This window comes from Rossellomorea aquimaris (genome assembly GCF_020171925.1).
Taxonomy (GTDB): Bacteria; Bacillota; Bacilli; order Bacillales; family Bacillaceae_B; genus Rossellomorea; species Rossellomorea aquimaris_F.
Genome location: NZ_JAIVAR010000008.1, coordinates 64602 through 91054, shown reverse-complemented (window position 1 = coordinate 91054; position 26453 = coordinate 64602). Strand labels below are relative to the sequence as shown.

The following is a 26453-nucleotide window of genomic DNA, read 5'->3' as shown; positions in this document are numbered from 1 at the left end:
CCAGGATCAAACTCTCCGATAAAAGTTTGAATAGCTCTTTTTTGTAACGATATTCGTTACGGTAAATCTAGAATTAACGTTGACGTATTGTCTTGTTTTGTTCAGTTTTCAAGGTTCAATTTGTTAAGTGCTTCGTTTGAAGCGACCTAACCATCATAACAAGAAATGCAGTATGTTGTCAACAACTTTTTTAAAAGTTTTTTAATAGTTGTTTTCAATCTAATTCGTTACCGCGTCTCTCTTGCGACGGTTTTTAAAGTATATCAACCATTTAAACATCCGTCAACACTTTTCGTCAAATTTATTTAATGTTTTTAATAGAGTCTTTCTTACTCAACATAAAACATAACATAAACCCTTTACCAGAGGTTATACGGAACTAACCAAGCACAGGAACGGCCACCCTTCCTTACATCACTATTATTCATTAAAGAATCACGACCACCAAACTTCGCGCAAGACCTCCCTTTTGAGTCTTCATTTCGCCGTTGGCTAACAACATAATAAAAAAGACCCTGCACCGATTGTATCCCGGTGCAGGGTCTTCTCAACTATATTAGTCGATCTTGATGATGTTTTCGTCGTTACGATTTACTTTACCTGACTTCTCGATTGTTACTTGTTGACCTTCTTTAAGGTTTGTGAAGACGATCGGCGTCATGATAGAAGGCGCATTTTCTTTGATGTAGTCTAAGTCCACTTCAAGTAATGGTTGACCCGCTTCTACTTGATCTCCTTCTTTTACAAGAGCTTCGAAGCCTTTACCTTCTAATTTAACTGTATCGATACCGACGTGGATCAGTACCTCACGGCCGCCCTTGGACTCAAGTCCTAATGCGTGCTTTGTTGGGAATACGTTCACTACTTTACCATCTACAGGGGAAACGATTGTTCCTTCCGAAGGTACGATCGCGAACCCGTCACCCATCATTTTACCTGAGAATACTTGGTCCGGTACTTCTGTGATGTCTTTGATCTCACCAGTGATCGGTGCGACAAACTTTTCATTGTGGTGTTCAGTTTGAAGAGCATCCGGATTCACTTCTTCGATTTGCTGTTCTACTTCTTCGTTTGCATTTGTTTCTACTTTACGCGGAGCTTTTCCACGGATAATATCTTGCATTTGTGATTTGATCGTGTCTGATTTAGGTCCAAAGATTGCTTGAATGTTATCTCCCACTTCAAGAACACCTGAAGCACCCAATTTTTTCAGACGGTTTTTATCTACTTGTTTCACATCGTTGACAGATACACGCAGACGAGTGATACATGCGTCTAAGTGCGCGATGTTTTCTTGTCCACCCATTGCTTCAAGGATGTTGTACGGAAGATCACTTGCTGAGCTTGCAGGCGCGTCGTCATCTTCTTCCACATCTTCACGACCAGGAGTCATGAGGTTCCATTTGCGGATAGCGAAACGGAAACCGAAGTAGTAAATAACCGCGAATACAAGACCAACAGGAATGACGATCCAAGCGTTCGTTTGTGGGTTGATCAGTCCGAATAGGACATAGTCGATCAGACCACCGGAGAATGTCATACCGATCTTTACATCCAGCAGGTGCATTGTAAGGAATGATAAACCTGCAAAGATTGTGTGGATACCGAATAGTACAGGAGCTACGAATAAGAATGAGAATTCGATTGGCTCTGTGATACCTGTCAAGAATGAAGTCAAAGCAGCAGATGCCATGATTCCACCAACAACTGCTTTACGTTCTGGCTTCGCTTCATGGTAGATCGCTAATGCCGCTGCCGGAAGTCCGAACATCATGAACGGGAATTTACCAGTCATGAACGTACCTGCCGTCAGGTCTTGTACACCATCTTGAATTTGTTTCATAAAGATTGCCTGGTCCCCACGCACAACTTCACCAGCTGCTGATGTGTAAGAACCGAATTCGAACCAGAATGGAGCATAGAAAATGTGGTGTAATCCGAATGGAATAAGTGAACGTTCAATTACACCGAATACGAATGCTGCAAATGCTCTGTTTTCACCAAGCATAAAGTTTGAGAATGTGTTCAGACCATCTTGAATCGGTGGCCAGATCAGTAACATCAATAATCCTAGTACGACAGAAGATGCTGCTGTTGCAATCGGAACAAATCGTTTACCTGCGAAGAATCCTAAGTATGAAGGAAGTTCGATTTGGAAGAAACGATTGTACATTGACGCCGCCAGGATACCAACGATGATACCGCCGAATACACCTGTCTGTAAGGTTGGGATACCGAGAACCAGTGCGTATGCCGGATCGACACCGTCACCAGTAACATCAGGGATACCTAATCCTTCAACCGTACCCATTGTTACGTTCATGATCAAGAAACCAACGATAGCCGCTAAACCAGCTACCCCTTCCCCACCGGCAAGTCCGATGGCAACACCGACCGCGAAGAGCAGTGCCAGGTTTCCGAAGATAATTCCACCCGCTTGTTCCATTACACCAGCAACGGTTTCAACGCCGCCGTTATTAAGGAATGGGGCAATGTCTAGAAGCGTTGGATTTTGAAGAGCATTACCAAACGCTAGTAAAAGTCCGGCTGCTGGTAAGATCGCAACTGGAAGCATTAATGCTTTACCGACTTTTTGTAGTACACCAAAAGCCTTTTTAAACATGTGAGTTTCCTCCCTTTAATTTTTCTTTTTTCGACTAATTAGATGATTGCGCCAAACAAAAAAGGCATGAGAAAAGAGGATAATGAACGTATAAGGATAGACTACCCCAAATCATACGTTTCAATTATCTTCTTCACTCATGCCTGATCGAATCAGTAACACGTAAGAAAGATAAGTACATTAATTCACTTTATTTTGAATCCGTTGAAGATGCATCGTGAGGTATACTGCCTCGGCATCATACACGGGTTTCTGCAATGTTTGCTGCATCATCTTAATCAGCTTCCAAGATAGATTATAGCAGACAGGGTATTCCTCTTTCAATAGTTTTGCAATCTTTTCTGGCTCTTCGACGCGCTCTCCCCGGAGTACGCGTTCGATTGTATATCGAATATGCCGTACAAGCCTCATGTAGTCTACACTTTCTTTGTTGATTTTCACATCGAGCTGCTCTTCAATGGTAGAAGTCAGCTTTGAAATGAGCTGGGAGTGCTGATTCACTTCCGACAGGTCCTTGTTCATCATCGCGCTGTGGATATGGAGCGCAATGAACCCCACTTCCCCTTCCGGAAGGGTCACATCTGTCATCTCGTTGATCATTTCGACCACTTCCCGTGCGATCTCATACTCGAACGGGTAAAGCGTTCGGGTTTCTACCAGGAATGGGTTCCGGATTTCCATCCCCCTCATCAGTCGATTAATGGCGAAAAGGATGTGGTCGGTCAACGCTATATGGATATGTTCATTCAAAAAGGAGTTCGTACGTTCACGAATCAACTCGATTGCAGAGATAATCACATTGGAAATGTCCTCATTAAGGAATGGGAGCAGGTTTTTGTACTGTTCCTGTTCCTTCTCGCCTTTTAAAACGAACATTTTTTCTGCAATATCATTTTGGATCGGATCCCCTTTTTTACGATTAAATCCGATACCCTTCCCGATCAACACTACTTCACCGTAGCTTTCATGCTCGGCAATCAGGACATTGTTATTTAATACTTTTTTCACATCCAACGTAGACATAAGAATTTCTCCCCATTTATTCGACCATTTTCGACACAGCGTCTGATTTCCTGATTTTAACGAAAATGAGCAACGATTTCAATCAAATTCACTTTCCTTCTATTACTAAATTCTCTACAATGTTCAAACATCCTCTTTCTTTCATTGTAACCTTCCGAGAATCTCTTCTCAATGAATCTCCCCCCAACAACTGTATCTAATGAATCATTCTTCCCTACAAATAAAAAACCGACCCCTAAAGAGGGATCAGTTTTTTGTCTACTTTAAGCAATGAAAATGAAGTAAAGGACGAAAATGACGAACAGCATGTACATGATTGGATGGATCTCTTTAGCACGGCCCTTCATTGCCATGGTAATTGGATAGAAGATGAAGCCGATCGCGATACCTGTCGCAATACTGTAAGTCAATGGCATTGCAACGATTGTAAGGAATGCTGGAACCGCCACTTCGAATTTCTTCCAATCAATTTCCCCAAGGGATGATACCATCAATACCCCTACAATGATCAATGCCGGTGCCGTAACGGGTGCCGTGATAACATCGAGCAATGGGAAGAAGAAGATTGAAAGGACGAAGAGAACCGCCGTTACGACTGATGCGAATCCCGTTCTCGCTCCTGCCGCAACCCCAGCAGAAGACTCGATATAAGAAGTTGTTGTAGACGTACCAAGAATGGCACCTACAACAGTCGCACAAGAGTCAGCGAATAATGCTTTACCTGCGCGAGGAAGCTTATTATCCTTCATCAATCCTGCCTGATTGGCAACCGCTACAAGCGTACCCGCTGTATCAAAGAAGTCAACAAACAAGAATGTCAAAACGACGACGAGCATTTGAATTGTAAAGATACTACCTGCGTCATTGAAAAGTGGATCAAGTGCCGCTCCGAAAGTTGGCTCAAGGCTTGGTGCTGCATCCACCACTTTATGAGGGGTATCGATCAATCCTGTCATCATACCCACGATGGCTGTTGCCACCATACCAATGAAAATTCCACCTTTGACGCCCCTTGTCATCAAGATGACCGTCAGGACGATACCAAAGATCGCAAGTAACGTGTTACCGTGAGTCAAATCTCCAAGTCCGACTAGGACCGCATCATTATTTACAATGATTCCTGCATTTTGAAAACCGATGAACGTAATGAAAAGTCCGATACCCGCTCCAACGGCAAATTTCAATTCTGGCGGTATCGAGTTGATGATCTTTTCACGGATCCCCGTCAAGGTCAATCCGATGAAAATCAATCCTGAAATTAACACGCCTGTCAGAGCAGATTGCCAAGGAACACCCATTGTCAATACAACTGTATAAGCAAAGAATGCGTTAAGTCCCATTCCAGGTGCAAGTGCAATCGGATATTTGGCCAAGAGACCCATGATCAAGGAACCAATCGCCGCTGCTAGGGCAGTAGCCACGAATACGGCGCCGGAATCCATCCTCATGCTGTCCGGAAGATCGGGTACTGATTGAAGCGTTAGCGTCAACGGATTTACAACCAATATATAGGCCATCGAAAGGAATGTAGTCAGCCCCCCGATGATTTCTCTTCTGTAATTGGTTCCCAGTTGGTCAAACTGAAAGAAATTTTTCATAAGTGTAGTCCTCCCTCGTGCCGTCGCAGATTTCAAAATAAAAAGCTCTGAACCACCAGGGTCCAGAGCTTGACTGTAAGATAACAAACAGATAGGACGATAAAGAAAAAAAGAAGAAGTCCACCCATTCGATTACCTCGTAGTCAAGCCATTTACGGTAGCTTGGTAGAAACGCTCGGGCCTTATTCCCGAAATTATACGACGTAACAAACTATATGATTTATTAAGACATGACTATTGTATCAACGAAATTTGGGATGGTCAATAGAAAAACCGAACATTTTATAAAATTAATTATAAAATGTTCGGTTTGAGTTGCGGCTCTATTTATTTACCTTATTCCCACTCGATCGTAGCAGGTGGCTTACTTGTCACGTCATACACGACGCGGTTAATGTGATCGACTTCGTTTACGATGCGGGTAGAAATCTTTTCAAGAACATCCCAAGGGATACGCGCCCAGTCGGAAGTCATCCCGTCGATTGAAGTGACCGCACGGATACCGATTGTATAATCGTACGTTCTTGCATCCCCCATGACACCTACACTGCGGATATCAGGAAGGACGGTGAAGTACTGCCAGATATCGCGGTCAAGACCGGCTTTCTTGATTTCTTCACGAAGGATATAGTCGGATTCGCGCACGATTTCAAGCTTCTCTTCAGAGATTTCACCAAGTACACGGATACCAAGACCCGGACCTGGGAACGGCTGTCTCCATACGATGTCATCAGGAATACCCAATTCAGAGCCCAGCGCACGGACTTCGTCTTTAAATAAAGTATTCAAAGGTTCGATCAGCGTGAACTGCATGTCTTCCGGCAGTCCTCCTACGTTATGGTGAGACTTGATCGTTTGGGCAGTCGCTGTCCCACTCTCGATGATGTCTGTATAAAGCGTCCCTTGTGCAAGGTAATCAATTCCTTCAAGTTTTGCGGCTTCGTCATCGAATACGTAGATGAACTCGTTACCGATGATTTTACGTTTTTGTTCAGGGTCGGAAACGCCTTTAAGCTTTCCAAGGAAGCGATCTTGCGCATCCACTTTGATGACGTTCATGTTGAATCCTTCAGAGAAAGTCTTCATGACGCTGTCCGCTTCCCCTTTACGAAGGAGACCGTGATCGACGAAGATACAAGTCAATTGATCACCGATCGCTTTGTGAATAAGGACTGCAACGACAGAAGAGTCCACTCCGCCACTTAATGCACATAGCACTTTTTTATCTCCGACTACCTTACGGATTTTATCCATTTCCATATCGATGAAGCTTTCCATCGTCCAGTCGCCTTCACAACCACATACTTCGAATACGAAGTTCTTTAGCATTTCATTACCGTGAACTGAGTGGCGTACCTCAGGATGGAATTGAACGGCATAAAGACCTTTTTCCTCATTACTCATTGATGCAATCGGGCATGATGGGTTCGTCGCGTTCACATCAAATCCTTCAGGAGCTTCGACTACAAGATCTCCATGACTCATCCATACAACTTGTTCATCTTCTAGATTCGAGAAGAGCTTCGACGTTTTCTCGATGTTGATGGAAGCTTTCCCGTATTCGCGGTGCTTGGCACGTTCCACTTTACCGCCGAAATGCATAGTCATTAGCTGCATGCCGTAGCAGATACCAAGGATCGGGATATCAAGGTCGAAGATGCGTTCATCACAGCGGAATGAGTTTTCACCATATACGCTGTTCGGTCCACCGGAGAAGATGATCCCGGATGGGTTCATTTCTTGGATTTCTTCAAGTGTGATGGTATGCGGGTGAAGCTCACTGTACACACCGAACTCACGGATTCTTCGTGTGATTAATTGGTTATATTGACTTCCAAAGTCTAAAACGACGATCATTTCCTGATTATGCAATTCTTCTTTACCTAGCATTCAGTTCACCTCATCCATTTATTTATCTCTCTTTTGTGTATGATTCCCTTACCATCCACAAATACATCCTTTTTGTTAGCAATACTTTTTAAAGCAGTAGTCCTCTTAACACCGCTTTCGATTTCCGTGCAAGACTTCGCTTTCCGCGGGTGGCCCGTGAGCCTCCTCGTCGCTTTCGCTCCTGCGGGGTCTCACTTGTCGAGCTGCAGGGCTTAGAGGCACATGGCATAAGCCAAACCGCCTCTGAGCAAAGCCCTTCCGCTTTTCTAATTTGCCATTTCTCCCGCAGGAGTCTTCGTCTTGCACTCCAATCAAAAGCTGGATCCAGCAAAACCAATAAATCATCATAAATGATATACCGAAATCCTTTGTTTTACTGTACACCCAACCCATTTGGCCAGCAATAATAGCAAAAAAACTAGACTCCGCCTATAGTAAAGGCAGGATTCTAGTTTTTGGGCATGCGAGGATGTCTAAATAGAACACTGCCTTCATAGTCCAGTCATTTACGGTGACCGGGTAGAAACTTTCGAACCATATTATCGAGGATATACGAAGGATGCTAACGAACTCTATTATTAATTTGACATCATTTTAAACCTTGTTGATGAAGTGGTCAACCGGTTGTCCTTTTAATTAAATTTTCCCATAATTCTCTCATCTTCACCCAATCTTCCCGATCAGGCTTATGACCATAGAGGGTTCGTTCGTATCGGTTGGTCAGACTCGTCATTTCATACGTTCCGAAGAAGGAATCAACGTATCTGGAGTAGCCCCTGAGGGTTTGCCCGTCCTGCATTTTTAATCCATATCTTCCTAATTGTTTCACCAATGAGAGATAGGCTTCGGAATAGACATCACCCGACCTCTTTCTTCTGTAATAGAAGATGAGGAAATAGGGAAGCCAGCGCCTTCTGAAGATATAGGCCATGACCGCTGCGAACACAAGTAATATGAATCCGATCAGAAGTTTACCCCAATTATCCGCCAAGAAGGATGTAAAATCTTCCCACAGATCTTTGATAGAGAAGCCACCACCGCTGGATCCTTCATCAGAATCCGGTTGCAACGGTTTTTTAGGCGTTTCCTTCTCAGGGACCGGTGCCTGATCTTCTTCTTTATCTGAATCCTCGAGATCCAAATCGTATTCATATGCTACGTTATTATTGAAGCCTACCGTCGGCTCAAATGGGACCCAGCCGACTTCAGGGAAGAATACCTCAACCCAGGAGTGGGCATTATTGTTCGACACTTCATAAAGTTTACTAACAGAATCGAGCTGGCGCTTGTAGTCCCCTTCTGTATAACCCTTTACCCAGCGAGCGGGGATACCGAGGGATCGGACCATGACGACCATCGAGGTCGAGAAGTTATCACAATAACCCCTTTGTGATTCAAATAGGAACTGATCGACATAATCCTGTCCCTCTTCAGGGATCGGGACATCGAATTGATCGTACACATAGGCTTCTTTCTCGAAGTAACCTTCAATGGCACGGACCTTATCATACCAGTCCTTCTTATCCGCCGTAATGCTAACCGCCAACTCCTTTACCCTCTCTGGGACGGAAGCCGGCAATTGGGTGTATCTCTCCACAAATTCAGGAACCTGCATCGCTTCCTGATCAGTGTTCGCCGCCCTCATCCCTTTTTGGGAATAAGATGGGGTACGATAAGTGACGGCATAGTCTTCGAGCTTGACCGGTTCACCCGCTTCATTGAGGCTTCGGATTTTCTCGTTGACCGGCATCAATTCGAAGGAGCCTTTCTCATTCCCTGCCACCTTCTCGATTCCGTATGGGTAGACGACATGCGTATACCCTTCCTCTACCGTGACCTTTTCCGTTTCAAGCTTTCTGTCCTGATCTCCCGGAGCCAACTTATACGGGAGTTCTTCACCGGAGAGGAACGATATGCCGGATTCATCTTCCTGGGACTGCTCCCAGCCTTTTCCGGTATAAAGGTCTTTCGTTTCAATCCTCCAGTAATGCTCCTTCGTCACTTCAGCCGTGAATACCACGGTCGGATCCCCGATGAAGGGACCGCCAAGCTTCGAATCATCAGAATCATACCCGAGCTTACTTACCCCTTCAAGACCGCCTGCCCCTTCAGAGAAAGACTTAAGATACGGTACGGGGTCCGGCCAGATCGGGTCGGCTTTTGGAGCGGCAAATGCCACGATGGAGCTGACTCCAAGCAACACGGTAAGCGGGACGATCCACCTGTGCCTGCTCATCTTTGTACCGAGAAGCTTTTCTCCTTCAATCAGACGCTCCAGTGTCAATAGCCCCATGAGCAGGAACCCGAACACCACGACACGGATGATTGCCCGGTCCCCCTCATAGGCCGTGAACGTATCCATGACGCTGATATATGTCACCGTCATCACATAAAACAAGAGAATTGCCTTTCTGACGGAGAGCCAGTAATAAAGAAGGTACGTCATCAACCACAGCAAGATGAAGAACAACAGACTGCGGTAAGGAAAAGAAAGATCGGACCAATCCCTGCCAAGCGTCAGCCCCAGGTTAAGCCAGAGATCCTCCAAGAACAACCCAAGCCACGATGGATCGAATAAGGAACCATCGAAGTAGAGGGTGTGCATGGATACCGCAATGAAGAGTACTTTCACCGCACCCGACACTGCCATATGCACCCTGAAATGGGACATGGCGAGTGACAATGCCATGAATATCACAAAGAAGGACAAATTACCCGTATCGGTAACGACCTTCAGCGGTTTCAGCCATTCCCACAGCAGAAGAAAACCGAATACATAAATCAGTATGGAATAAAAGCGATTGGTGGATGCTTTTCCCCTCATGCCCGCTTCACCTCCGAAAAGGCTGATGAGAAGTCACCTTCATAACAAACCTTCAGCCAGATACCGCGCGAAGCTGCATAGGCCTTCAATGCTTTTTCATCAGCTGTATACGTTTCACCCTGTGATTTAACAAGGAATATCACGACAGAACTATTGCGTTTCGAGTAGTTATTCACGCTCATGATCATCTTTTTCGAAACCGACGCCGTGATGAAAAACACCGCTGCGGATTGAGAATAGTTGAGCCCTTCCCCTTGAAGGACCTTCCCCAATTCGAACGGACTGTCAGGCTGCACTTTGGCCAAATGATAAAAGAGCTGTCCCTGGTGCTCCTCCCCACCCCTTATCGGGAAAGAATGATGTTCCCTTCCGATTGAAACCAACCCGACCTGCGCTCCTTTTTTGATGATGGAACGGATGACAGAGGCGGTGAAGGTAACCATCGGTTCAAAGGCAGTTGAGTACTCGCGATCAATCACAATCAGAACATCATGTGACTGCCGTTCTTCAAATTCTTTCGTCATCAGCTCATTCGTACGAGCAAATGACTTCCAGTGAATCCAGGAGAATCGGTCCCCCGGCTGATACGAGCGGACGCCCGTCGCCATCGTCGTATCCTTCTGTATCTTCACATTCGAGGATGTCATCCCTTGGTCGTAGCGGTTTTCAAGAGGTCTGTACTGAACCTCGACGAAGGAAGGATATACGAGTAGCTGGTTGTTGCACTCAAGAACAGCTTCCTTCTCGAAAACTCCGAAGAAATCACCGGTTTTCAGGCGTACCGCTGAATAGATGTGCTCGCCACGGGGAAGTTCATCGATGTAATACGAAAGCTTCACTTCCCTCCTGAATCCTGGATAAATCATGGATTTTGCCTTTTGGAAAGAAGACTGCTGAAAAAGGGACTCGGTCACGACGTCTTCAAGCACCATGTAGAAAAGAGGAAAAGGGAATTTCCTTCTCAACGTCAAGGTGACCTTCAGTTCATCCCCTGCTTTGTACTCGGCAGATTCAAACTGCCTTTCAACATAGAAATCCGTAAGCGGATAGATGAACACCATCAGCGAATACAGGGCAAAGGGCAGAAAGCTATAAAATAAGAACCAGCTGACAAACCCTCCCTGAAACATTGCAAACGTAAACGTGAAGGCAATCAGTAGAAGAAGCAAGAGGAACTTCCCAAGTTGTTTAAGGAATTGAAATCTGTTCTTCATACTATCTCACGAGCCTTTGTACAGGGACCGGTATGCGGGCCATCACTCGCTCCACCACTTCTTCAGGTGTGATCCCTTCATAGCGCGCTTCCGATTTCATGATGATCCTGTGAGAAAATACAAACGGGGCAAGGAATTGCACATCATCCGGCACTACATAATCCCTTCCCCTTAAAAATGCATAGGCCTGGCACGCCTTCATCAATGCGATTGAACCACGGGGACTTGCGCCCAAGTAAACATTCGCGTGGATCCTCGTACGTCCCGCGATATCCACGATATATTTCTTAATGGTATCGTCCACCAATACTTCCTTCACCTCTTCCTGAAGATAACGAAGTTCTTCAAGGGTCATGACTGCCTCCAATTCATCGATTGGCGGATTTTTCTGGGCCCTGTGCAGTACCTCCATCTCTTCAGCCGGTTCCGGATACCCCATCTTCATCTTCAAGAGGAAACGATCCAGCTGCGCTTCCGGAAGCGGATAAGTCCCTTCATATTCAATCGGATTCTGTGTCGCCATGACGAAAAACGGCTTATCGAGACGGCGTGTGTTCCCATCGATGGTCACACTTCCCTCTTCCATCCCTTCAAGCAATGCCGACTGCGTCTTCGGAGATGTACGGTTAATTTCGTCCGCCAGTATGATATTCCCCATGATCGGACCTGGTCTGAAGTTGAATTCCATCTCCTTCGGGTTGTAAATCGACACACCGATGACATCGGACGGCAGAAGATCCGGCGTGAACTGAATCCGTTTGAAACTCGCCCCCACCGATTTCGCAAGCGCCCTGACCATCATCGTCTTCCCGACACCCGGGACATCCTCAAGCAGTACATGGCCGCCGGCAAGCAGTGCGACAACGCTCAACTCCGCTACCTGACGCTTCCCGATCATAACTTTCTCTATATTTTCAACAACATCTTTCAGCTTTGGATTTACTAATTCCTGTGTCATTTGACCCCTCCTGAATCCCTTTTAAGTTGATAGATTTTCTCTCTATAACTATTAATAATTTCGTTTCCAATTCCAAAAATCCTCCATTTCACCGTAAAATAAATAGAATTTTTAGGGAATTTGTCATACGGAAGGTGAGCAGGCGGAAGGCGAGTGTGGTTCATGCTTTACAGTGTGTAGGTTATAAGAGAAATTACAAAAGCAAGAAGAGGCTGGGACATAACTAGGAATTCTAAATTTAAAGACAAGTAATATCAGTTCCAGTTTTTAATACCGCTTATGATTTCCGTGCAAGACTTCGCTTTCCGCGGGTAGCCCATGAGCGTCCTCGGCTTCGCCTGCGGGGTCTCACATGTCTAGCTGCAGGACTTAGAGGCAAATGTCATAAGCCAAACCGACCAAGAAGGCAAAGAACGCCTTCGTGGCCCATTCGTCTTTTGCCACACGCCTCTCTTCAAAGCCCTTCCGCTTTTCTTATAAGCTACTCTCCCCGCAGAAGTCTTCGTCTTGCACTCCAATCAACCGCTACATAGAGGTGAAATTCAATCTACAGTTCGTTATACATATTAAAAACCCGAACTAATCTGCCTCTCAACAGACAGATTAGTTCGGGTTTTAATTTGGCTAAGACATTTTTATCCCAAGCTCTTTTATTAGAATCATTTCCAAAAATCATCAAACACCGTAATCGGCAGATGACGCTTATGCTGTGATTTCAAGTAATGGTTTTCGATGATTTTACTTGCTTCCTCCGGTACTTCCTTACCTTCGAGGAAGTCATCGATCTGTTCGTAAGTCACACCGAGCGCTTCTTCATCCGGAAGCTGTGGCTTGTTGTCTTCAAGATCCGCAGTCGGCTTTTTATTGTAAAGATGCTCCGGACAGTCGAGTTCTTTCAGCATCGCTTTCCCCTGACGCTTGTTGAGGCGGAAAAGAGGGACGAGATCAGCCGCTCCATCGCCGAATTTCGTATAAAATCCAGTGACCGCTTCCGCTGAATGATCGGTACCCAGTACGACCCCATTCTTCATGGCGGCAATGGCAAACTGAACCTTCATGCGTTCACGGGCTTTTTCGTTCCCTTTTACGAAGTCGGACATCTCAATGCCCACTTTCTTCAAGGTAGCATAACTCGCATCCACTGCAGCTTGGATGTTGACTGTCAGCGGGTTCGTCGGGTTGATGAACTCCACTGCATCGATCGCATCCTGCGCATCCCCCTGCTCTCCGTACGGAAGACGAACCGCATAAAATGCATACTCATCAGAACCGGTTTCTTCATTCAGTTCTTCCACCGCTGTTTGGGCGAGCTTCCCAAGCAATGTAGAGTCCTGACCACCGGAGATACCGAGCACCAGGCTCTTCAGGAACGAATGCTTCTTCAAGTAGCTCTTCATGAAGTCCACACTGCGGCGAATTTCTTCCTTGGGATCGATTTCGGGTGATACCATCATTTCTTCTACAATCTGTTTTTGAAGAGAATCCATACTTTCACACTCCATGTTAGGATTTATCACATCATAGTATACCTGTTTATCTTGCCCAATCTCAAATCTAATTACCTATCGGAATGAAATCTTTCCTTCACTTCTGCTTTCACTTTCTGGATGAGGTTCATCTTGTTCGTCCAGCACTCATCGCTCAGATCCACCGGATATTCCTCTGGATTCATGGAACGCTTATATTCATCCCAAAGAAGATCGAGATTTTCATTGACAAAATCCCTCATGACTTGAAGGGATGGGGTCTCATACACCAGTTCGCCATCCTTGAAGACATCCACATGCAGCTCCCTCGCCTCAAAGTTCGTCACGAACTTACTGATGTACGTATGCACAGGGTGGAACATCTTCAAGCGGTCTTCGTGTTGGGGATCTTCATGTTCAAGGGTGATATAATCCCCTTCTGATTTATGATTGACCTTGTTGATGATGCGATAAACCTTTTTCAAGCCCGGAGTGGAAACTTTCTCAGCGTTGCTTGAAATCTTGATCGAATCCTCCATCTCACCGTTCTCATTCTCGATTGATGCCAGCTTATAAACTGCACCGAGGGCAGGCTGATCATAAGCAGTGATCAGTTTTGTCCCGACACCCCACACATCAATTTCGGCACCTTGCTGCTTCAAGTTTAAGATCGTATACTCGTCCAAGTCATTGGATGCAATGATCTTCGTCTCGGTAAAACCGGCTTCATCCAGCATCTTGCGGGCTTTCTTGGACAAATACGCCATATCCCCGCTGTCCAGGCGGATCCCTTTGAAGTTGATCTTATCCCCAAGCTCCTTTGCCACCTTGATGGCAGCCGGGACACCGGACTTCAACGTATCGTACGTATCCACAAGGAACACGCAATCCTTATGGCTCTCTGCGTATTTATGGAAGGCCGTGTAATCATCCTGATACGCCTGTACCATGGAATGGGCATGTGTACCCGATACAGGCATCCCGAAAATTTTTCCTGCACGCACGTTACTGGTCGCATCGAAACCACCGATGAACGCAGCACGAGTCCCCCAAATCGCCGCATCCAGCTCATGCGCACGGCGGGTACCGAACTCCATCACCACTTCATCATGGACCACCTGCTTGATCCGGTTCGCCTTCGTCGCAATCAATGTTTGATAGTTAACAATATTCAAGATCGCCGTCTCCAGGAGTTGCGCCTGAGCCAGTGGTGCTTCAATCCGCAAGAGCGGCTCATTGGCAAAAGCAAGCTCCCCTTCCCGCATAGAGCGGATCGTCCCGGTAAAGCGAAGATCCCCTAAATACTCTAGGAACTTCTCTTCATATCCAAGCTCCCGTAGGTATTCAATATCACTCTCACTGAAATGAAAATGTTTCACATACTCCATCACACGTTCCAAACCGGCAAACACCGCATATCCATTGCCAAAAGGCAGCTTTCGAAAGAACACCTCAAAAACAGCCTTTCGATTATGGAAGTCATCATCCCAATAGGCCTTCGTCATATTTATTTGATACAAATCTGTATGCAAAGCTACGCTGTCATCTGTAAAATGTGTCATGATTTCTCTCCTTCTGCTTTCCAACCAATAATCAATAAAAAGCCATTGTTACTATTCTACCCAATTATAGCGGTTTTTCCGAATGTTTTGGTTGCAGAAGTGCTGGAAAGTGCGAATCTTCCTTATACACCGCGAGTCTCTCAGAATACCGCTTTCGATTCCCATGTAAAACTTCACTTTCTGTATCCCTCCACATTTAGGGGTTAACTGTCCAGCTCCAGGATTTATAAGGCTCCTACTAATGAAAAAAGCCTGATAACAGGCTTCAAGATTTAAACAAACGTTTGATTAAATTCTTAATTCTTCTGTTTTTTCCAGGAGTTCCATCAGCTTCACTTTGATGGTTTCTGGGTTCTCAATTTCTTCGTTCGTAAAAGACAGCTTATGGATGCGCTCATCCCGGTCGCTTTCACTTATGGCAGCTCGCTTGAAGTAACCACCAATCTGTTTCGGGATGATAAATTGAAGCTCCACATACAAATCCATGCCCTCTTCACTAATATCATAAACAAACTCAATTTCGCGGTATTTATCCCTGAACTCTTCGGGAGGGAAATATTCGATTTCATGAGCCACCGGCACCTTCCTCCTGGAAAGCATCGGATAAAGGGGATGATTCAGGATCCTTTTATCAATGACCCACTTTGGTTGGAACCCTGGATAGTGGATCACCTCTTCCCTATTTGTTTTAACAAAGCCGAGCTCTTCCGTCACAATTTTATTGACATATGGAAGGAGCGGATGTTCATCGACCTCGATGAAATCCATATCCCTCGGATCCAATTTGTAAGGAAGGTCAATCTCCGTCTGTATCCAGCATTTCCTCTTCACTGCACTCTTCGGCGTAAAATAAGGAATACTCATCTCAAATGGCATCACCAACTCATGAAGTTCTTTCTGTTCTTCTGACAATCTCATTTCGGTCGTAATCAACGAAAGATTGGCCACCGTATCATCCGAAAAGGGGAACTGCTGCATAAGAGAAATACTTACCTTCTCGATCTCTTTAAACCCTTTCTTACGCGACAGCCGCACTTCACCGATAAGCGTATCTCCCGGGGTGACCCGCTCTTCAGTCAGTACAGTGTCCACCTTGACGTGTCCAATGGTCCTCGTGATCAGCTTTTTAAACTTTGCGTTTCGCATGGCTTTTTTGTGTTTGTTGAACATGGGGGATCACTCCTTATATTCAAGATTCATTTATGTTGATGTCTTCTGGTTTTTTAAGGAAAGCTGGCAGTGTCATAAGGAGTAAAATAGATCCGATATAGAGAATGATTCCATAGCCTATACTACTATTCAGATCTTTGGCTTTAATAACGCCAATGGATATTGGAACCAACAGCAAAAAGCTGAATACAACTAGGTGGTAGCCAATGCTAACCTTGCTTTCATAGATTTTTGAAAAAGCCTGAAATAGACCCTCCCTGAAAAAATGCAAGATGATAAAGCCGACGATCCAACAAGACGCAAAATAAATCCAGGCACTATTACCCTCCTGCCAGAAATATTTAATGATTGGCTGAGCAAATAAGTGGGACAAACAGAAGATCAGACAGTAACTCTGAATGGAAAAATACCTCACTTTAAGCTCCACCGTCTTCCAAGACACAACAATCACCATTAATAATATGAAAGAGATCACCGCATTCACTTTAAACTGGGGTGCCGACCATTCTGGTAACGCACTGAATAAAAAAGTAACAATCACAATCGACACAGCCACATGAAAGATCCGGCTATCTTTAAAGGACAGGTCGTTCTTTTCTAACAATCGCGATTCGTCATTCTGTATCATTTCTCCAGCTCCTTAACCCGACTTGGCTTAATCAACAATACTGGTGCAATGAACAAGAATATCAGGGAAAGGATGAATAAGAAAGACGAAAGAGTGATCGCATCAGGATTCTCGGAGTAGTTTATGGTAGCAAAGAAGATGACCCCAAACCCGATAATCAAAGCGGTAACGGTAAAAAAGTATTTGCCAATGGGGTTTTTAGAAGGGTTCACGACCCCGGTTGCTATAGATTCCCGATGAAGGAAAGGCAATAGGATCATGATGATGATCAATATCATTCCCACCCAAGATACCAATTGGCCAGCAAACACCCTGAAAAATGGAATAACAAAGTAGATGGCTAAAGCGATAATCATTACATAAGACAATAAAGAAAAGTATCGTTTACTCTCATGTTTGGTCTTTAACCAAAACACCAAAACAGGATGCCGCATAAGCCAGCCAACCCCATATTCACTGCTAGAAGGGACCAGTTTTCGTCCGGTACAAAGCTAACTAAAAAGCCCATTAAAACCAGCAGAAGCGTCGTTGAGATGATTCTACTTTCTTTAAAGGGGACCGGTTTGTTTGTCATGAAATCACCTCTTTCATACGAATCACGTCAGTTTATGTATCCTCAATCAATTTCGAATATCAGGGACTAAATTGCTCTCAAACCTAAGGTATCCCTCTCTTCTCTTCAGCTCCTTGAAATACCCTATATCTTCATCGGTGTAAGACAATACGGAGACATCTCCTATTTCTTTTCGAACAACTTCCGAATCAAATTTGATCAGCTGCTGCCTTATTTTTTCTTGGTGAAAGTATTTATGGGATTTGCTCAATTTTTTTCCCTTTTGGATGACCACTTAAATCGGCAATATTTTAAGGAGATCTTTGTGATTTTTCAGGTGTTGTTGAACATTTACAGCAACAAATTTACTTATCTCCTTTATTCCTTATAAGTGGCACCAGGTAGGTTTCAAACCTTTGATACCCTTCTTTAATCTTCAATTGCCGAAAAATATTAACGTCTTCTGGAGCGTAGGATAAACGACTAATATCCCCCACCTCATTGTGAATAACGCCGTCTAAAAAATTAACAAACGATTTTTTTCTTTTTTCCGTATGCATATTTCCCAATGTTTTATATAGTTTCTTACCTTTTCCACCCTTGTCCACATGTTGCTGGATTAAAGGTAGATCATAGAAATTCAATAGTTGCATACGTTGCTCTTTATATAGAAGCACATGCCATTCAATAAAAATGTCATGTAACCTTTCAAATGTCTCCGCTTTTAATACTTTGTTTCTATCTTGAGAACCACCAATCTCACAAATCTCTTTAAACATATGGTCAAACTTCGGTTGGTTATCCTGCATCGTTTTACACAAGTCGATTAACAAGGTTAATTCTTTGTGAAGTGGATTTCCCACAGGAATCACTTCACCAAAATATTCTTTGACCTGATTCTCTACCGTTCTCATTGTCTTGATTGGCCGTTTCAAGATATCTTTCATCCCATCTTTAGATTTACCAGCAAATCGCATAATATTGTTATAAGAACTCACCCTGAAAACGACTTGCTTCGCTGTATCTAGATCAGGAATCGAACCATCTACTCTTACGGCAAGCGCACCTTTAGGTATCCCAATTACGTTCAAGAACAGAACATAATGGTAATGCTCACCCTCCACATCTGCTAAATGCCTTGAAACTTCCACTCTTTCATACCAATTTTTCTTGAATGGTTTTGCAACTTTTTTAATTCTTAACTTAGAAAACATCCATCAGACCCTCTCTGTTCTACCACTCATCAATATTAACCGTTATATATGCTTACGACTTCATCCATTTCTTTGTTTCAATCCACTATCAAAAAAGGTAATAAGAACTACATGGGGGGGTGGCTTTTTAACTACAAATTTAAATACCCAATAACCAGAATCAATAACCAATTAAAATACAATTCTTACACAAAATAACATTAAGAAAGCAAAATTTTTTCAAATGCTAGAAGTCATTCGATTGAATTTATACACTCACCATTTTTTCTAATAAGTTCATTTCGTCTAGAACAGGATTCTGATAATCACTGTAAGCTAGTCTCCAAATACGCTTGATTTAGTCCTTTAAGGCTTTGGATTTTGTTTGTTGTTTTTTATCTATAAAGAAAAAGAGCTTGAACATATTTATATTCAAGCTCCCGTATTCTCTTTCATTTGAATCTGGTGTATATGATTCTTTCTCATGTACGGCAACGCAATTCCCACTACAACGGCTGTTATTGGGAGTCCACCATCTCCTGCGAGCCATTCAATTGCTGACACAGGTACGTATATTGCGTAGAAAAAGATCATCAAGAACAAATAAAATCTTCTCCATCGTTTTTCTTTCTTGGACATTGAATTCCCTCCTCTCATCATTAATAATCGAGCGACCTTTCTATTTTCACATCAAAGTTGCTTAATTCAGTCAGGAAATCAATCTTAGGTCCTCCTGCAGTTTGAAAGATATCTTCTTTTAATTCCGTAAAGAACCCTTTATAGGATGTTCCTTCTATAGTGTTTGACGCACGGACAAAGACCTGTCCTTCATCTATAACCAGCTCGGCTCCTATTAGATTTCCATGGTTCTGTACAATCGTTGCTTGGGCTTGTGCTTGCATGTCTTTTAACGTGGATTGATAAAGTTCTTCATTCAACATATCGTGCAGCTTGTCTTTACCAACTCCATGCTGCAACTCCTCTGTAAGTACAATATCCATCGCTTCCAGTTTGATTTCATTGTCAGAATAATCATCATAACTAGAAGATGATCGGAGCTCAATTTCTTTCTTCTGAATCTTCATTTCAATTGATTCAGGAATTTTATCAATTGTTCCTTCAAGAGTTTTCTCATACTCATTGATTACCTCATCAACTTGAGAGTAAAGTACTGATGTAGCAGCTAAACTCGCTTGCTAGGCAGTTGTGTTAGCTTCTTCCTTAACGGCAAATATTTTATTCTTTAATAGTATTGTATTTTTCATCAGTAAAATGGGTAAAGTACCCACTAAATCAAAAATTTAAAGTTGCAAAAAAGAGCTCGAATAAACTATTCAAGCTCCACCACTCTGCTTCACCCTAATTTGTTCAATATGATTCTTCCTCATATAAGGCAACGCAATTCCCACCACAAGCGCTGTTATTCCCCCATCTCCTGCAAACCATTGAATTATTGATACTGGTACATAAATAACATAGAAAAAAATCAATAGGACAAATAAAACCTTCTCCACCGATTCTCTTTTTTGATATGTCCATTCCTCCATTTCCTGCTTTAAATAAACTAGTAAGCAATGTGTTCTGAGTTCTTTTGTTCAATCTCTTGCTTTTTCATCCTGTGATAGGCAAAAGCTCCCTGTACGCCTCGAATGTAAATCGTTAAAATAATTGCCACCATGGTCAAACGTCCGATCCAAAAACCCAATGTTGGATTCTGTACTGCAAATAACATCATAACTTGCGAAATTATATACAAAACGAGCAGACCCACTGCGGCTGTCCGGCTTTTCTTAAACAGCAGCCAAATAACCAGCCCCCCCCGATAACAATGTCCACCAAACTCCAAAGATCCAAGCCAATAAAGTTCGACTGCCTTAGCGTAACCAACGCTAACAAAATGAGCAGCTGAATACCTACTATCACCGCCGCTAAAATCCCCATCCTCTTTACTCTTTTTCTTGCTTCTATTAAATTCATAAGTTAATTCTCCCCCTCTTAAAATTCCTTAAAATGGAATTCGTTGTGTGTAAAAAAAGCTTGAAATAAGCTTTCAAGCTTTTTTATTTTATACTGCAATTCTCCATAATCCGAAGAGAATAACAATCAATAAGATGATTCCAAACTTCTTCCACGAAAAATGTCCGCCTTGTGTCTTAGCTCTGTCAATAAGAATTAGAATAACAGACACTCCAATTACCCCTAACATACTGCCTAAAAACAGAGTATCTTGTTGATTTAATTTTGTTCGTCCTTCCATTTCAAAAAAACCATACACATACATTGATGCAAATGCAGTAAATCCTAATATAAAACCCAATTTCGCAAGCTTTCCTAATTTACTTTTCAATGTTAGTCCTCCTTAGTTGTTGTTTAATGGTTTTAATTCTGTTTTATTAGGGTTAGTTGGTTCTTTTGGAGATTGTTCATTAATATTGTCCTCTAAGAATCCTTTGTAAGGTTCCTCGAATCCTTTATTTAGAACTTCCTCATTAATTTGGTTTATTATTTCATCTGTTTCTGATACCGCAGGTTCTGAGCCATACTTAATTAAATATTTACTAATATTACCAAATATTGTATACATACCAGCTCCCGCAGCATACCCTATAAGAATATTAGTAGTATCCCAACTCCCTTTTAACCCTTCTGTTACAAAATTATCAATGCCTGCATAAGAACTAGTAACGAAACCATATTTTACAATATTATACAAATTCTTCGTTTTCCAGGCATTAGCAATTGGTCCTCCGAGTGGACCCAAAATTCCACCAGCTAACCCACCAAATACAGTATCTACAGTTAAATCATAGAAACTAAATTCACCTGTTAACATCATTTTTACCCCAGAGAACCCACCTGACACTAAAGCACCTACTCCTGAATTAACCAAGAAACGCGATCCACTAAAATACCTAACCGCGGCCCCAGGAAACGCCCTCGCACTACTGCCTGCAAGCCTTAGTAAGAATGGCAGAGTTCCTGTCCCCTGCGCAATTCCACCAGCGATCCCGCCGGCAAATGCCCAGCTTAAAGCACCCCAGAAGCTATATTCAGCACCCGCGTTCGAGGCAGCGGATTGATAAAGGAATCCGCCAGCAAGTGCACCTGCACCTATTACAGCCATCATAATCCAGCCGGGCGGAGTTGCCACAAGAGCAATTGCTCCTATTATGGCGCCTGTCGCTACGACTGCGGCGATTACAGTCTGTGCCCATTCATTTTCTGCAAACCAGTCTCCAACAGCACCAAAGAAGTCGCCAACATCATCAGCCCGGTTACTGAACCAGTCAGAGGTCGCATCCCATGCGTCATGGAACCCTCCCTTTATCGAATCCCACCGTTCCGGCCAATCTTCCTTAAATTGATTCCATTCATTTGTTGCCCAGTCACCGAAATCACTGATTCCGTCACCCACATCATCAATGACGTCCTTCCCAAATTCCAATGCACTTTTCCACCATGGCAAATCTGTCTCTCCATCAATCGTTTCTCCGCTTTCACTGTCACCTTCTTCTGTTTTGCTTACACTGTTCTGATCCATATCTACTTCTCCAACATCTGCAAAAGCCGGTTGAACAAAAAAGAACGATATGACAGAGATTAGTAGAAACAAAAGGAGATAGTTACTTATTTTTTTGCCCTTTAACTGCACATTTCCCCCTCCAATTCATATTTATTCCTTCAATCACTCCAAAGATTTTTTGGAATTTGTGGGTCTGGTTCCTTTCTCTCCATAAATTCATCTTTCAAAGGCTGAGACAATAACGATTGAATATCAACAACATCCGACTCAACATAAACATCATTTGGAAAGACAACGACTATTTTAATAGTCTTTAAATTTTGTTTGCTGATTTCACTTAAAAATGATTTTATTGCTTCTTCGTTTTCAATTAAATAACTATTTGTGTATTCATCTTTTGTTAGAAAGTACAGATGATAAACATTGTCTCTTTATATTCAGCTGCAAACTCATTAAAGTTCATCTTTGCGAACTTCGGATCCTTATAATCCTCATCTGCTGGTTTGAAAATATTATTCCAATTCAGTTCAAGCTGGGGCATGCTATCTTTTTTTGCTTCATTGACAAGATTCTGTAAAGCTGTACGGTAATATTCAGCAATGACACCCCTATGGATATTTTTAATATCATCATCTCTTTTAGAATCCTCGCTAAAAGAACTCTTGTGAACAGCGATACAATCCAGTTCAGGTTTATCCACCACAACTGCATCTATTTCATATTCTTCGGTCATAGGTTCATATTGTATATTTGTTATTTCAAACTCATCTTCATATCGATTCTCAAGTTCCATAATGGCCTTCTGTTTTATCACATCATTGGATATTTCGTTCTTATTGCAAGCTGTGATAATGACAATGAGATAACTATAATAATAATCAATAAAGTTTTTAAACATACTTCAACTCCAGCACTCTTTATACATCTGTTATCTTTTTGATAAACGAATGTTAATAACTCCTTAGTTGAGAAACATAACAGAATATAAGCACTCAATCCTTTGTAAAAGACTTTTCCATTGAAAATTGTTATAGATTGCTAAGGTATAGCAGGATCAGGAACCCCTATTTTATTTAGCGTTTTACTCATCTATCAAAGAGTTTTTCCACTTTTCATAATTCATTCCTGGTATAACTGGCTTTTTATCATCCTCAACCCTAAATTCTTCTTTCAATGGTGCGGATAATAATTTCTCTATATCTTGGGTATCTGAGTAAGCTGCTGTATCGTTCGCGAACACAAAAACCAAATTTATATTTTTTACATGATTGTTCTCTAAATCTCTCATGAAGTCTTTAATCCTCATCTCATTTTCTTGCAGATATTTTTTATGAAAATTCTCGGGAACTAACACTATTGCTTTATATAACAATTCATCTTGATACACTTTTGAAAATTCATCAAAATCCATATCAACAAATTTATCATCTTTAAAATCAATCATCTTTGGTTTTCTATAATCTAAATGAGCAATTTTATAATTTGAAACATTATTTTCTAAAGCATTATTCATAATATTTTTTAAATCTCTACGGTATAACCCACTTACAACCCCACGGTATAAATGAGCCTTACTATCAATTCCAGATTCTCCATTTTTCAATGTATCTCCGCTCAACATCAAATTAAATCTAGCCTCTTTATCTTTTAATAAGTAAGCATCAAATTCATAAGAATCATTCATGGCATTATAACCTACATTTTCTACTCCAAATTCATAATTAAAATGAGCTTCTAATTCTTTTATAACAATTTCCTTCACTTCGTTTTCAGAAAGAGAAGATGTACAACCTGTTAAAAGGAACAAAATCCCCATTGTAACCATGAGACAAAGCCTTTTCATCACTCATTCACCTCACTATTCTTGGGTGTTTCTTACAGTAGTCAAGTTATGATTATCTATAAGTTTATTTAGGAATTTTTCTCCTCTTACTTCTCTTGCCCTTAGATTTCTTTGTTCTAATTCTTTGTAATAAGTGCTTGGTGTAATGGGGGCATTTGTTTTTTTATGATTTACATAGTTACTCTGCTCTCTTTTTAAATCTTCGATAGTAAAAGCAGTCCCATCTTCATTAAAATACATCTGTGAAATTGAGTGCCCGGCTATCGGGGGCCTAAAACCATCAGATAGATACGGTAAGACAATATTTTCACCAGGCAAGTTATTCCTTACATAATCAGTATTGTAAGCATCTACAAAAGGATTGTTTGTAATAAAATCAATCTCGATTGAAGTATTTAAATCATAAGTAGCTACCTCGTCTCCTTCTACATAAAAATGAACCATTTCCTCATATCCATTTTCTAGCCCATCAAGGGTGTGTTTCATTAATCCAGGGGAATTGAATGTAAATGCAGGACGTTGGTAAGCATCTGATAAATGAGTTGCAATAAATCCACCTAACGAATGACCTACAAATGTAGTTTCATAATTTTCATTTTTAAATTCATTTTTGAATTCCAGGTATATGTCTTTTGCGTCCTGGACCTGTCTGGAGTCTTTCCCACCGACTACATCTGTAATATCTGTCCAAATATCCTTCACACCATCATTATTAATAACTTCTTCATGAATAGGGTTGATCAATTTTTCATTAATATTGTGAATGAAATCTTTTGAGAACACGTTAAAGGGAATATGCTCTTTCTGTCTTAAAGCGTCCATAAAATTAATGTTGGCTACTGCATTGCCTTCTGTCCCTCTAATTGCAAAAATGATTTCTTTTTTTCCTCTTAAATCTTCATCTACCCTTTGATATACAACAGCATCTAATCCGGATTCTGTATGATATTCTTTTAAATACTGCCATTTGTCATCCAACCCATAGGCTTCCAGGTTTAGAGTAATATTTCCTTGCCCATCCGTATAAGAAATATTAGCCAAAGCCGCCAATTCCTTATCCGTTGTAAACTCATATACACTCTCAATGGTATCCACTGTCGAAGACGTGTCTGACTTTCTGTGATTCGATCCAAACACTTTCTTAAACTTATTATAGTAATCTGCCAAATAAACAAATGGTGTTTTGAGGGCATTCCAGAGTGGCAGAATTGTTTTTCCTGTCTTTCGCAGGGCGTAGGTGAATGCGTATGCCAGGTTGCGAAGGAAAGGGATTTTTCCTTTTTTAAGTGTATGAAACAACCTCGTTACAACCTTGTTGGCAGACAACAATGATAATAACCTTTGAAAGCTTCCTGGTTGATTGAAAATTGAAGAAAAACGTCCAAGTAGGTTAAAGCGTTTAATGAGAAAACCACCTGTCCCTCCAAATATACTTGAGGCCAATAGTAGCTGCAAAAGCTGAAATGATGCTCCATCGGACATTCCCATTGAATCCGACAATAGAAAACCTGCTACGAGACTTAAGCCGATTACCCCTCCAACGCCGGCCCCGCCGAGCAGAAGGACGGCAAGCAATGCACCTGCGGCGCTTGAACCAAGAAGCAACACCAACAAAGCAGGTGAGATTTCACCTTTTTTAAGCAATTCGAGCAGTGATGCTTTTTCACTTGCACTTGGTTGATCTTCGGGATTGTTGTGGTCATTATTCAGTTTGTTCTCGTCTTCATTAAGATTGAATTGTGACAAAAACCAATCAAAAAAATTTCCGTTTCCATTTTCACCAGAAATCGTTCCAGGATCGGTGCTTCCTACATCATTCTTACCAGGGTCAATACCAACATTCGGCAAGCCACTCGAATCCTTACCTGATTCGTCATCCGTTGAGGTGCGGGAATCACTTTCTTCCGTGCCGCTTATTGATTCCGGGCTCATCTCCACCTCTGATAGACTGGCCACGGCTTCCTCTCCACCAAACCCTAATGTGAGCAGTAAGAGACCCGCCAGAGGGAGCGTTTTAAATTTCATACCTTTCGCTTCCTTTCAAAAAATGTATATCTTAGTTACGTTCCTTACAGAGAAAGGGATTCTAATGCTTTAGACAGATTTTCTATTTTGTGTATATTCTCCTATATTTTCCTGTACTAGTGTAAAAGCGATGGAAAGATCACCATCGCTTTTACACTAGTACCCCTTTTTCTGCTTTCTCGGGGTGTTAAATAGTTTATACATACTAATCCCTGCTATCACCATCACAAACCCTAGCAGCACTCTTCTGATCCATATCAGTACTACCAAGTAGGGCTGAAGTGATTCATGGCCGGCAAAAAAGCTTAAACCAAAGATGACAAGTAATAACATGAACATAACGATGCTTAGTACTCTCAT

The 26453-nt window shown here is 42.3% G+C and carries 24 protein-coding genes and 2 riboswitches; all 24 genes read right to left on the bottom strand.

Translation table 11 applies throughout. The annotated features are described in order from the left end of the window. Positions 1-556: 556 nt before the first annotated feature. Positions 557-2623 carry a glucose-specific PTS transporter subunit IIBC gene (ptsG, locus tag LCM10_RS18850; protein ID WP_224877878.1) on the bottom strand — a complete coding sequence of 689 codons (2067 nt, stop codon included), beginning with the start codon at positions 2621-2623 and terminating at the stop codon, positions 557-559. A gap of 180 nt (positions 2624-2803) precedes the next feature. Next, positions 2804-3646, bottom strand: coding sequence for a glucose PTS transporter transcription antiterminator GlcT (gene glcT / locus LCM10_RS18845; protein WP_224877876.1), 843 nt, complete (start codon positions 3644-3646; stop codon positions 2804-2806). Positions 3647-3909: 263 nt separating this feature from the next. Beyond that, positions 3910-5244 (bottom strand): NCS2 family permease, encoded by a 1335-nt coding sequence (locus tag LCM10_RS18840; protein WP_224877874.1) that lies wholly within the window; start codon positions 5242-5244, stop codon positions 3910-3912. Positions 5245-5364: 120 nt separating this feature from the next. Beyond that, positions 5365-5466: riboswitch (purine riboswitch) on the bottom strand. 114 nt (positions 5467-5580) lie between these two features. Next, positions 5581-7134, bottom strand: coding sequence for a glutamine-hydrolyzing GMP synthase (guaA, locus tag LCM10_RS18835; RefSeq protein ID WP_224877872.1), 1554 nt, complete (start codon positions 7132-7134; stop codon positions 5581-5583). A gap of 474 nt (positions 7135-7608) precedes the next feature. Then, positions 7609-7710: riboswitch (purine riboswitch) on the bottom strand. A gap of 40 nt (positions 7711-7750) precedes the next feature. After that, on the bottom strand, positions 7751-9958 hold the full coding sequence (locus LCM10_RS18830) for a DUF3488 and DUF4129 domain-containing transglutaminase family protein (RefSeq protein WP_224877870.1): 2208 nt from the start codon (positions 9956-9958) through the stop codon (positions 7751-7753). After that, a complete protein-coding gene (locus LCM10_RS18825) occupies positions 9955-11172 on the bottom strand; it encodes a DUF58 domain-containing protein (RefSeq protein ID WP_224877868.1) in 1218 nt (405 codons plus the stop codon). The genes LCM10_RS18830 and LCM10_RS18825 overlap by 4 nt, the downstream gene beginning before the upstream one ends. 1 nt (position 11173) lies before the next feature. Then, entirely contained in the window at positions 11174-12130 is a 957-nt protein-coding gene (locus tag LCM10_RS18820) for an AAA family ATPase (protein WP_224877866.1), read from the bottom strand. 659 nt (positions 12131-12789) lie between these two features. Continuing rightward, complete coding sequence (gene nadE, locus LCM10_RS18815) at positions 12790-13617, bottom strand: ammonia-dependent NAD(+) synthetase (protein ID WP_224877864.1); 828 nt, start codon at positions 13615-13617, stop codon at positions 12790-12792. Between the two features lie 71 nt (positions 13618-13688). Further along, positions 13689-15158, bottom strand: coding sequence for a nicotinate phosphoribosyltransferase (locus LCM10_RS18810; RefSeq protein WP_224877854.1), 1470 nt, complete (start codon positions 15156-15158; stop codon positions 13689-13691). A gap of 288 nt (positions 15159-15446) precedes the next feature. Further along, a complete protein-coding gene (locus LCM10_RS18805; RefSeq protein ID WP_224877852.1) occupies positions 15447-16328 on the bottom strand; it encodes a sporulation protein in 882 nt (293 codons plus the stop codon). Positions 16329-16347: 19 nt separating this feature from the next. Further along, complete coding sequence (locus tag LCM10_RS18800; protein WP_224877850.1) at positions 16348-16956, bottom strand: hypothetical protein; 609 nt, start codon at positions 16954-16956, stop codon at positions 16348-16350. Continuing rightward, positions 16953-17228 carry a hypothetical protein gene (locus LCM10_RS18795; protein ID WP_224877848.1) on the bottom strand — a complete coding sequence of 92 codons (276 nt, stop codon included), beginning with the start codon at positions 17226-17228 and terminating at the stop codon, positions 16953-16955. The genes LCM10_RS18800 and LCM10_RS18795 overlap by 4 nt, the downstream gene beginning before the upstream one ends. Before the next feature lie 131 nt (positions 17229-17359). Beyond that, entirely contained in the window at positions 17360-17530 is a 171-nt protein-coding gene (locus LCM10_RS18790) for a hypothetical protein (RefSeq protein ID WP_224877846.1), read from the bottom strand. A gap of 344 nt (positions 17531-17874) precedes the next feature. Next, entirely contained in the window at positions 17875-18723 is an 849-nt protein-coding gene (locus LCM10_RS18785) for a hypothetical protein (RefSeq protein WP_224877844.1), read from the bottom strand. A 411-nt stretch (positions 18724-19134) separates the two neighbouring features. Further along, on the bottom strand, positions 19135-19341 hold the full coding sequence (locus tag LCM10_RS18780; RefSeq protein ID WP_224877842.1) for a hypothetical protein: 207 nt from the start codon (positions 19339-19341) through the stop codon (positions 19135-19137). A 20-nt stretch (positions 19342-19361) separates the two neighbouring features. Then, positions 19362-19787 carry a hypothetical protein gene (locus LCM10_RS18775; protein WP_224877840.1) on the bottom strand — a complete coding sequence of 142 codons (426 nt, stop codon included), beginning with the start codon at positions 19785-19787 and terminating at the stop codon, positions 19362-19364. A 249-nt stretch (positions 19788-20036) separates the two neighbouring features. Then, entirely contained in the window at positions 20037-20249 is a 213-nt protein-coding gene (locus tag LCM10_RS18770; protein ID WP_224877838.1) for a hypothetical protein, read from the bottom strand. A gap of 199 nt (positions 20250-20448) precedes the next feature. Then, on the bottom strand, positions 20449-20679 hold the full coding sequence (locus LCM10_RS18765; RefSeq protein ID WP_224877836.1) for a hypothetical protein: 231 nt from the start codon (positions 20677-20679) through the stop codon (positions 20449-20451). 88 nt (positions 20680-20767) lie between these two features. Next, a complete protein-coding gene (locus LCM10_RS18760) occupies positions 20768-21049 on the bottom strand; it encodes a hypothetical protein (protein WP_064563623.1) in 282 nt (93 codons plus the stop codon). 12 nt (positions 21050-21061) lie between these two features. After that, the gene (locus tag LCM10_RS18755) at positions 21062-22354 is read right to left on the bottom strand and encodes a hypothetical protein (RefSeq protein WP_224877834.1); all 1293 of its coding nucleotides are present in this window, start codon (positions 22352-22354) and stop codon (positions 21062-21064) included. A gap of 271 nt (positions 22355-22625) precedes the next feature. Then, complete coding sequence (locus LCM10_RS18750) at positions 22626-23123, bottom strand: hypothetical protein (RefSeq protein WP_224877831.1); 498 nt, start codon at positions 23121-23123, stop codon at positions 22626-22628. Positions 23124-23306: 183 nt separating this feature from the next. Beyond that, positions 23307-24071 carry a hypothetical protein gene (locus LCM10_RS18745; RefSeq protein ID WP_224877829.1) on the bottom strand — a complete coding sequence of 255 codons (765 nt, stop codon included), beginning with the start codon at positions 24069-24071 and terminating at the stop codon, positions 23307-23309. 12 nt (positions 24072-24083) lie between these two features. Further along, complete coding sequence (locus LCM10_RS18740; RefSeq protein ID WP_224877827.1) at positions 24084-26093, bottom strand: hypothetical protein; 2010 nt, start codon at positions 26091-26093, stop codon at positions 24084-24086. Positions 26094-26249: 156 nt separating this feature from the next. Continuing rightward, a complete protein-coding gene (locus LCM10_RS18735) occupies positions 26250-26453 on the bottom strand; it encodes a hypothetical protein (protein ID WP_224877825.1) in 204 nt (67 codons plus the stop codon).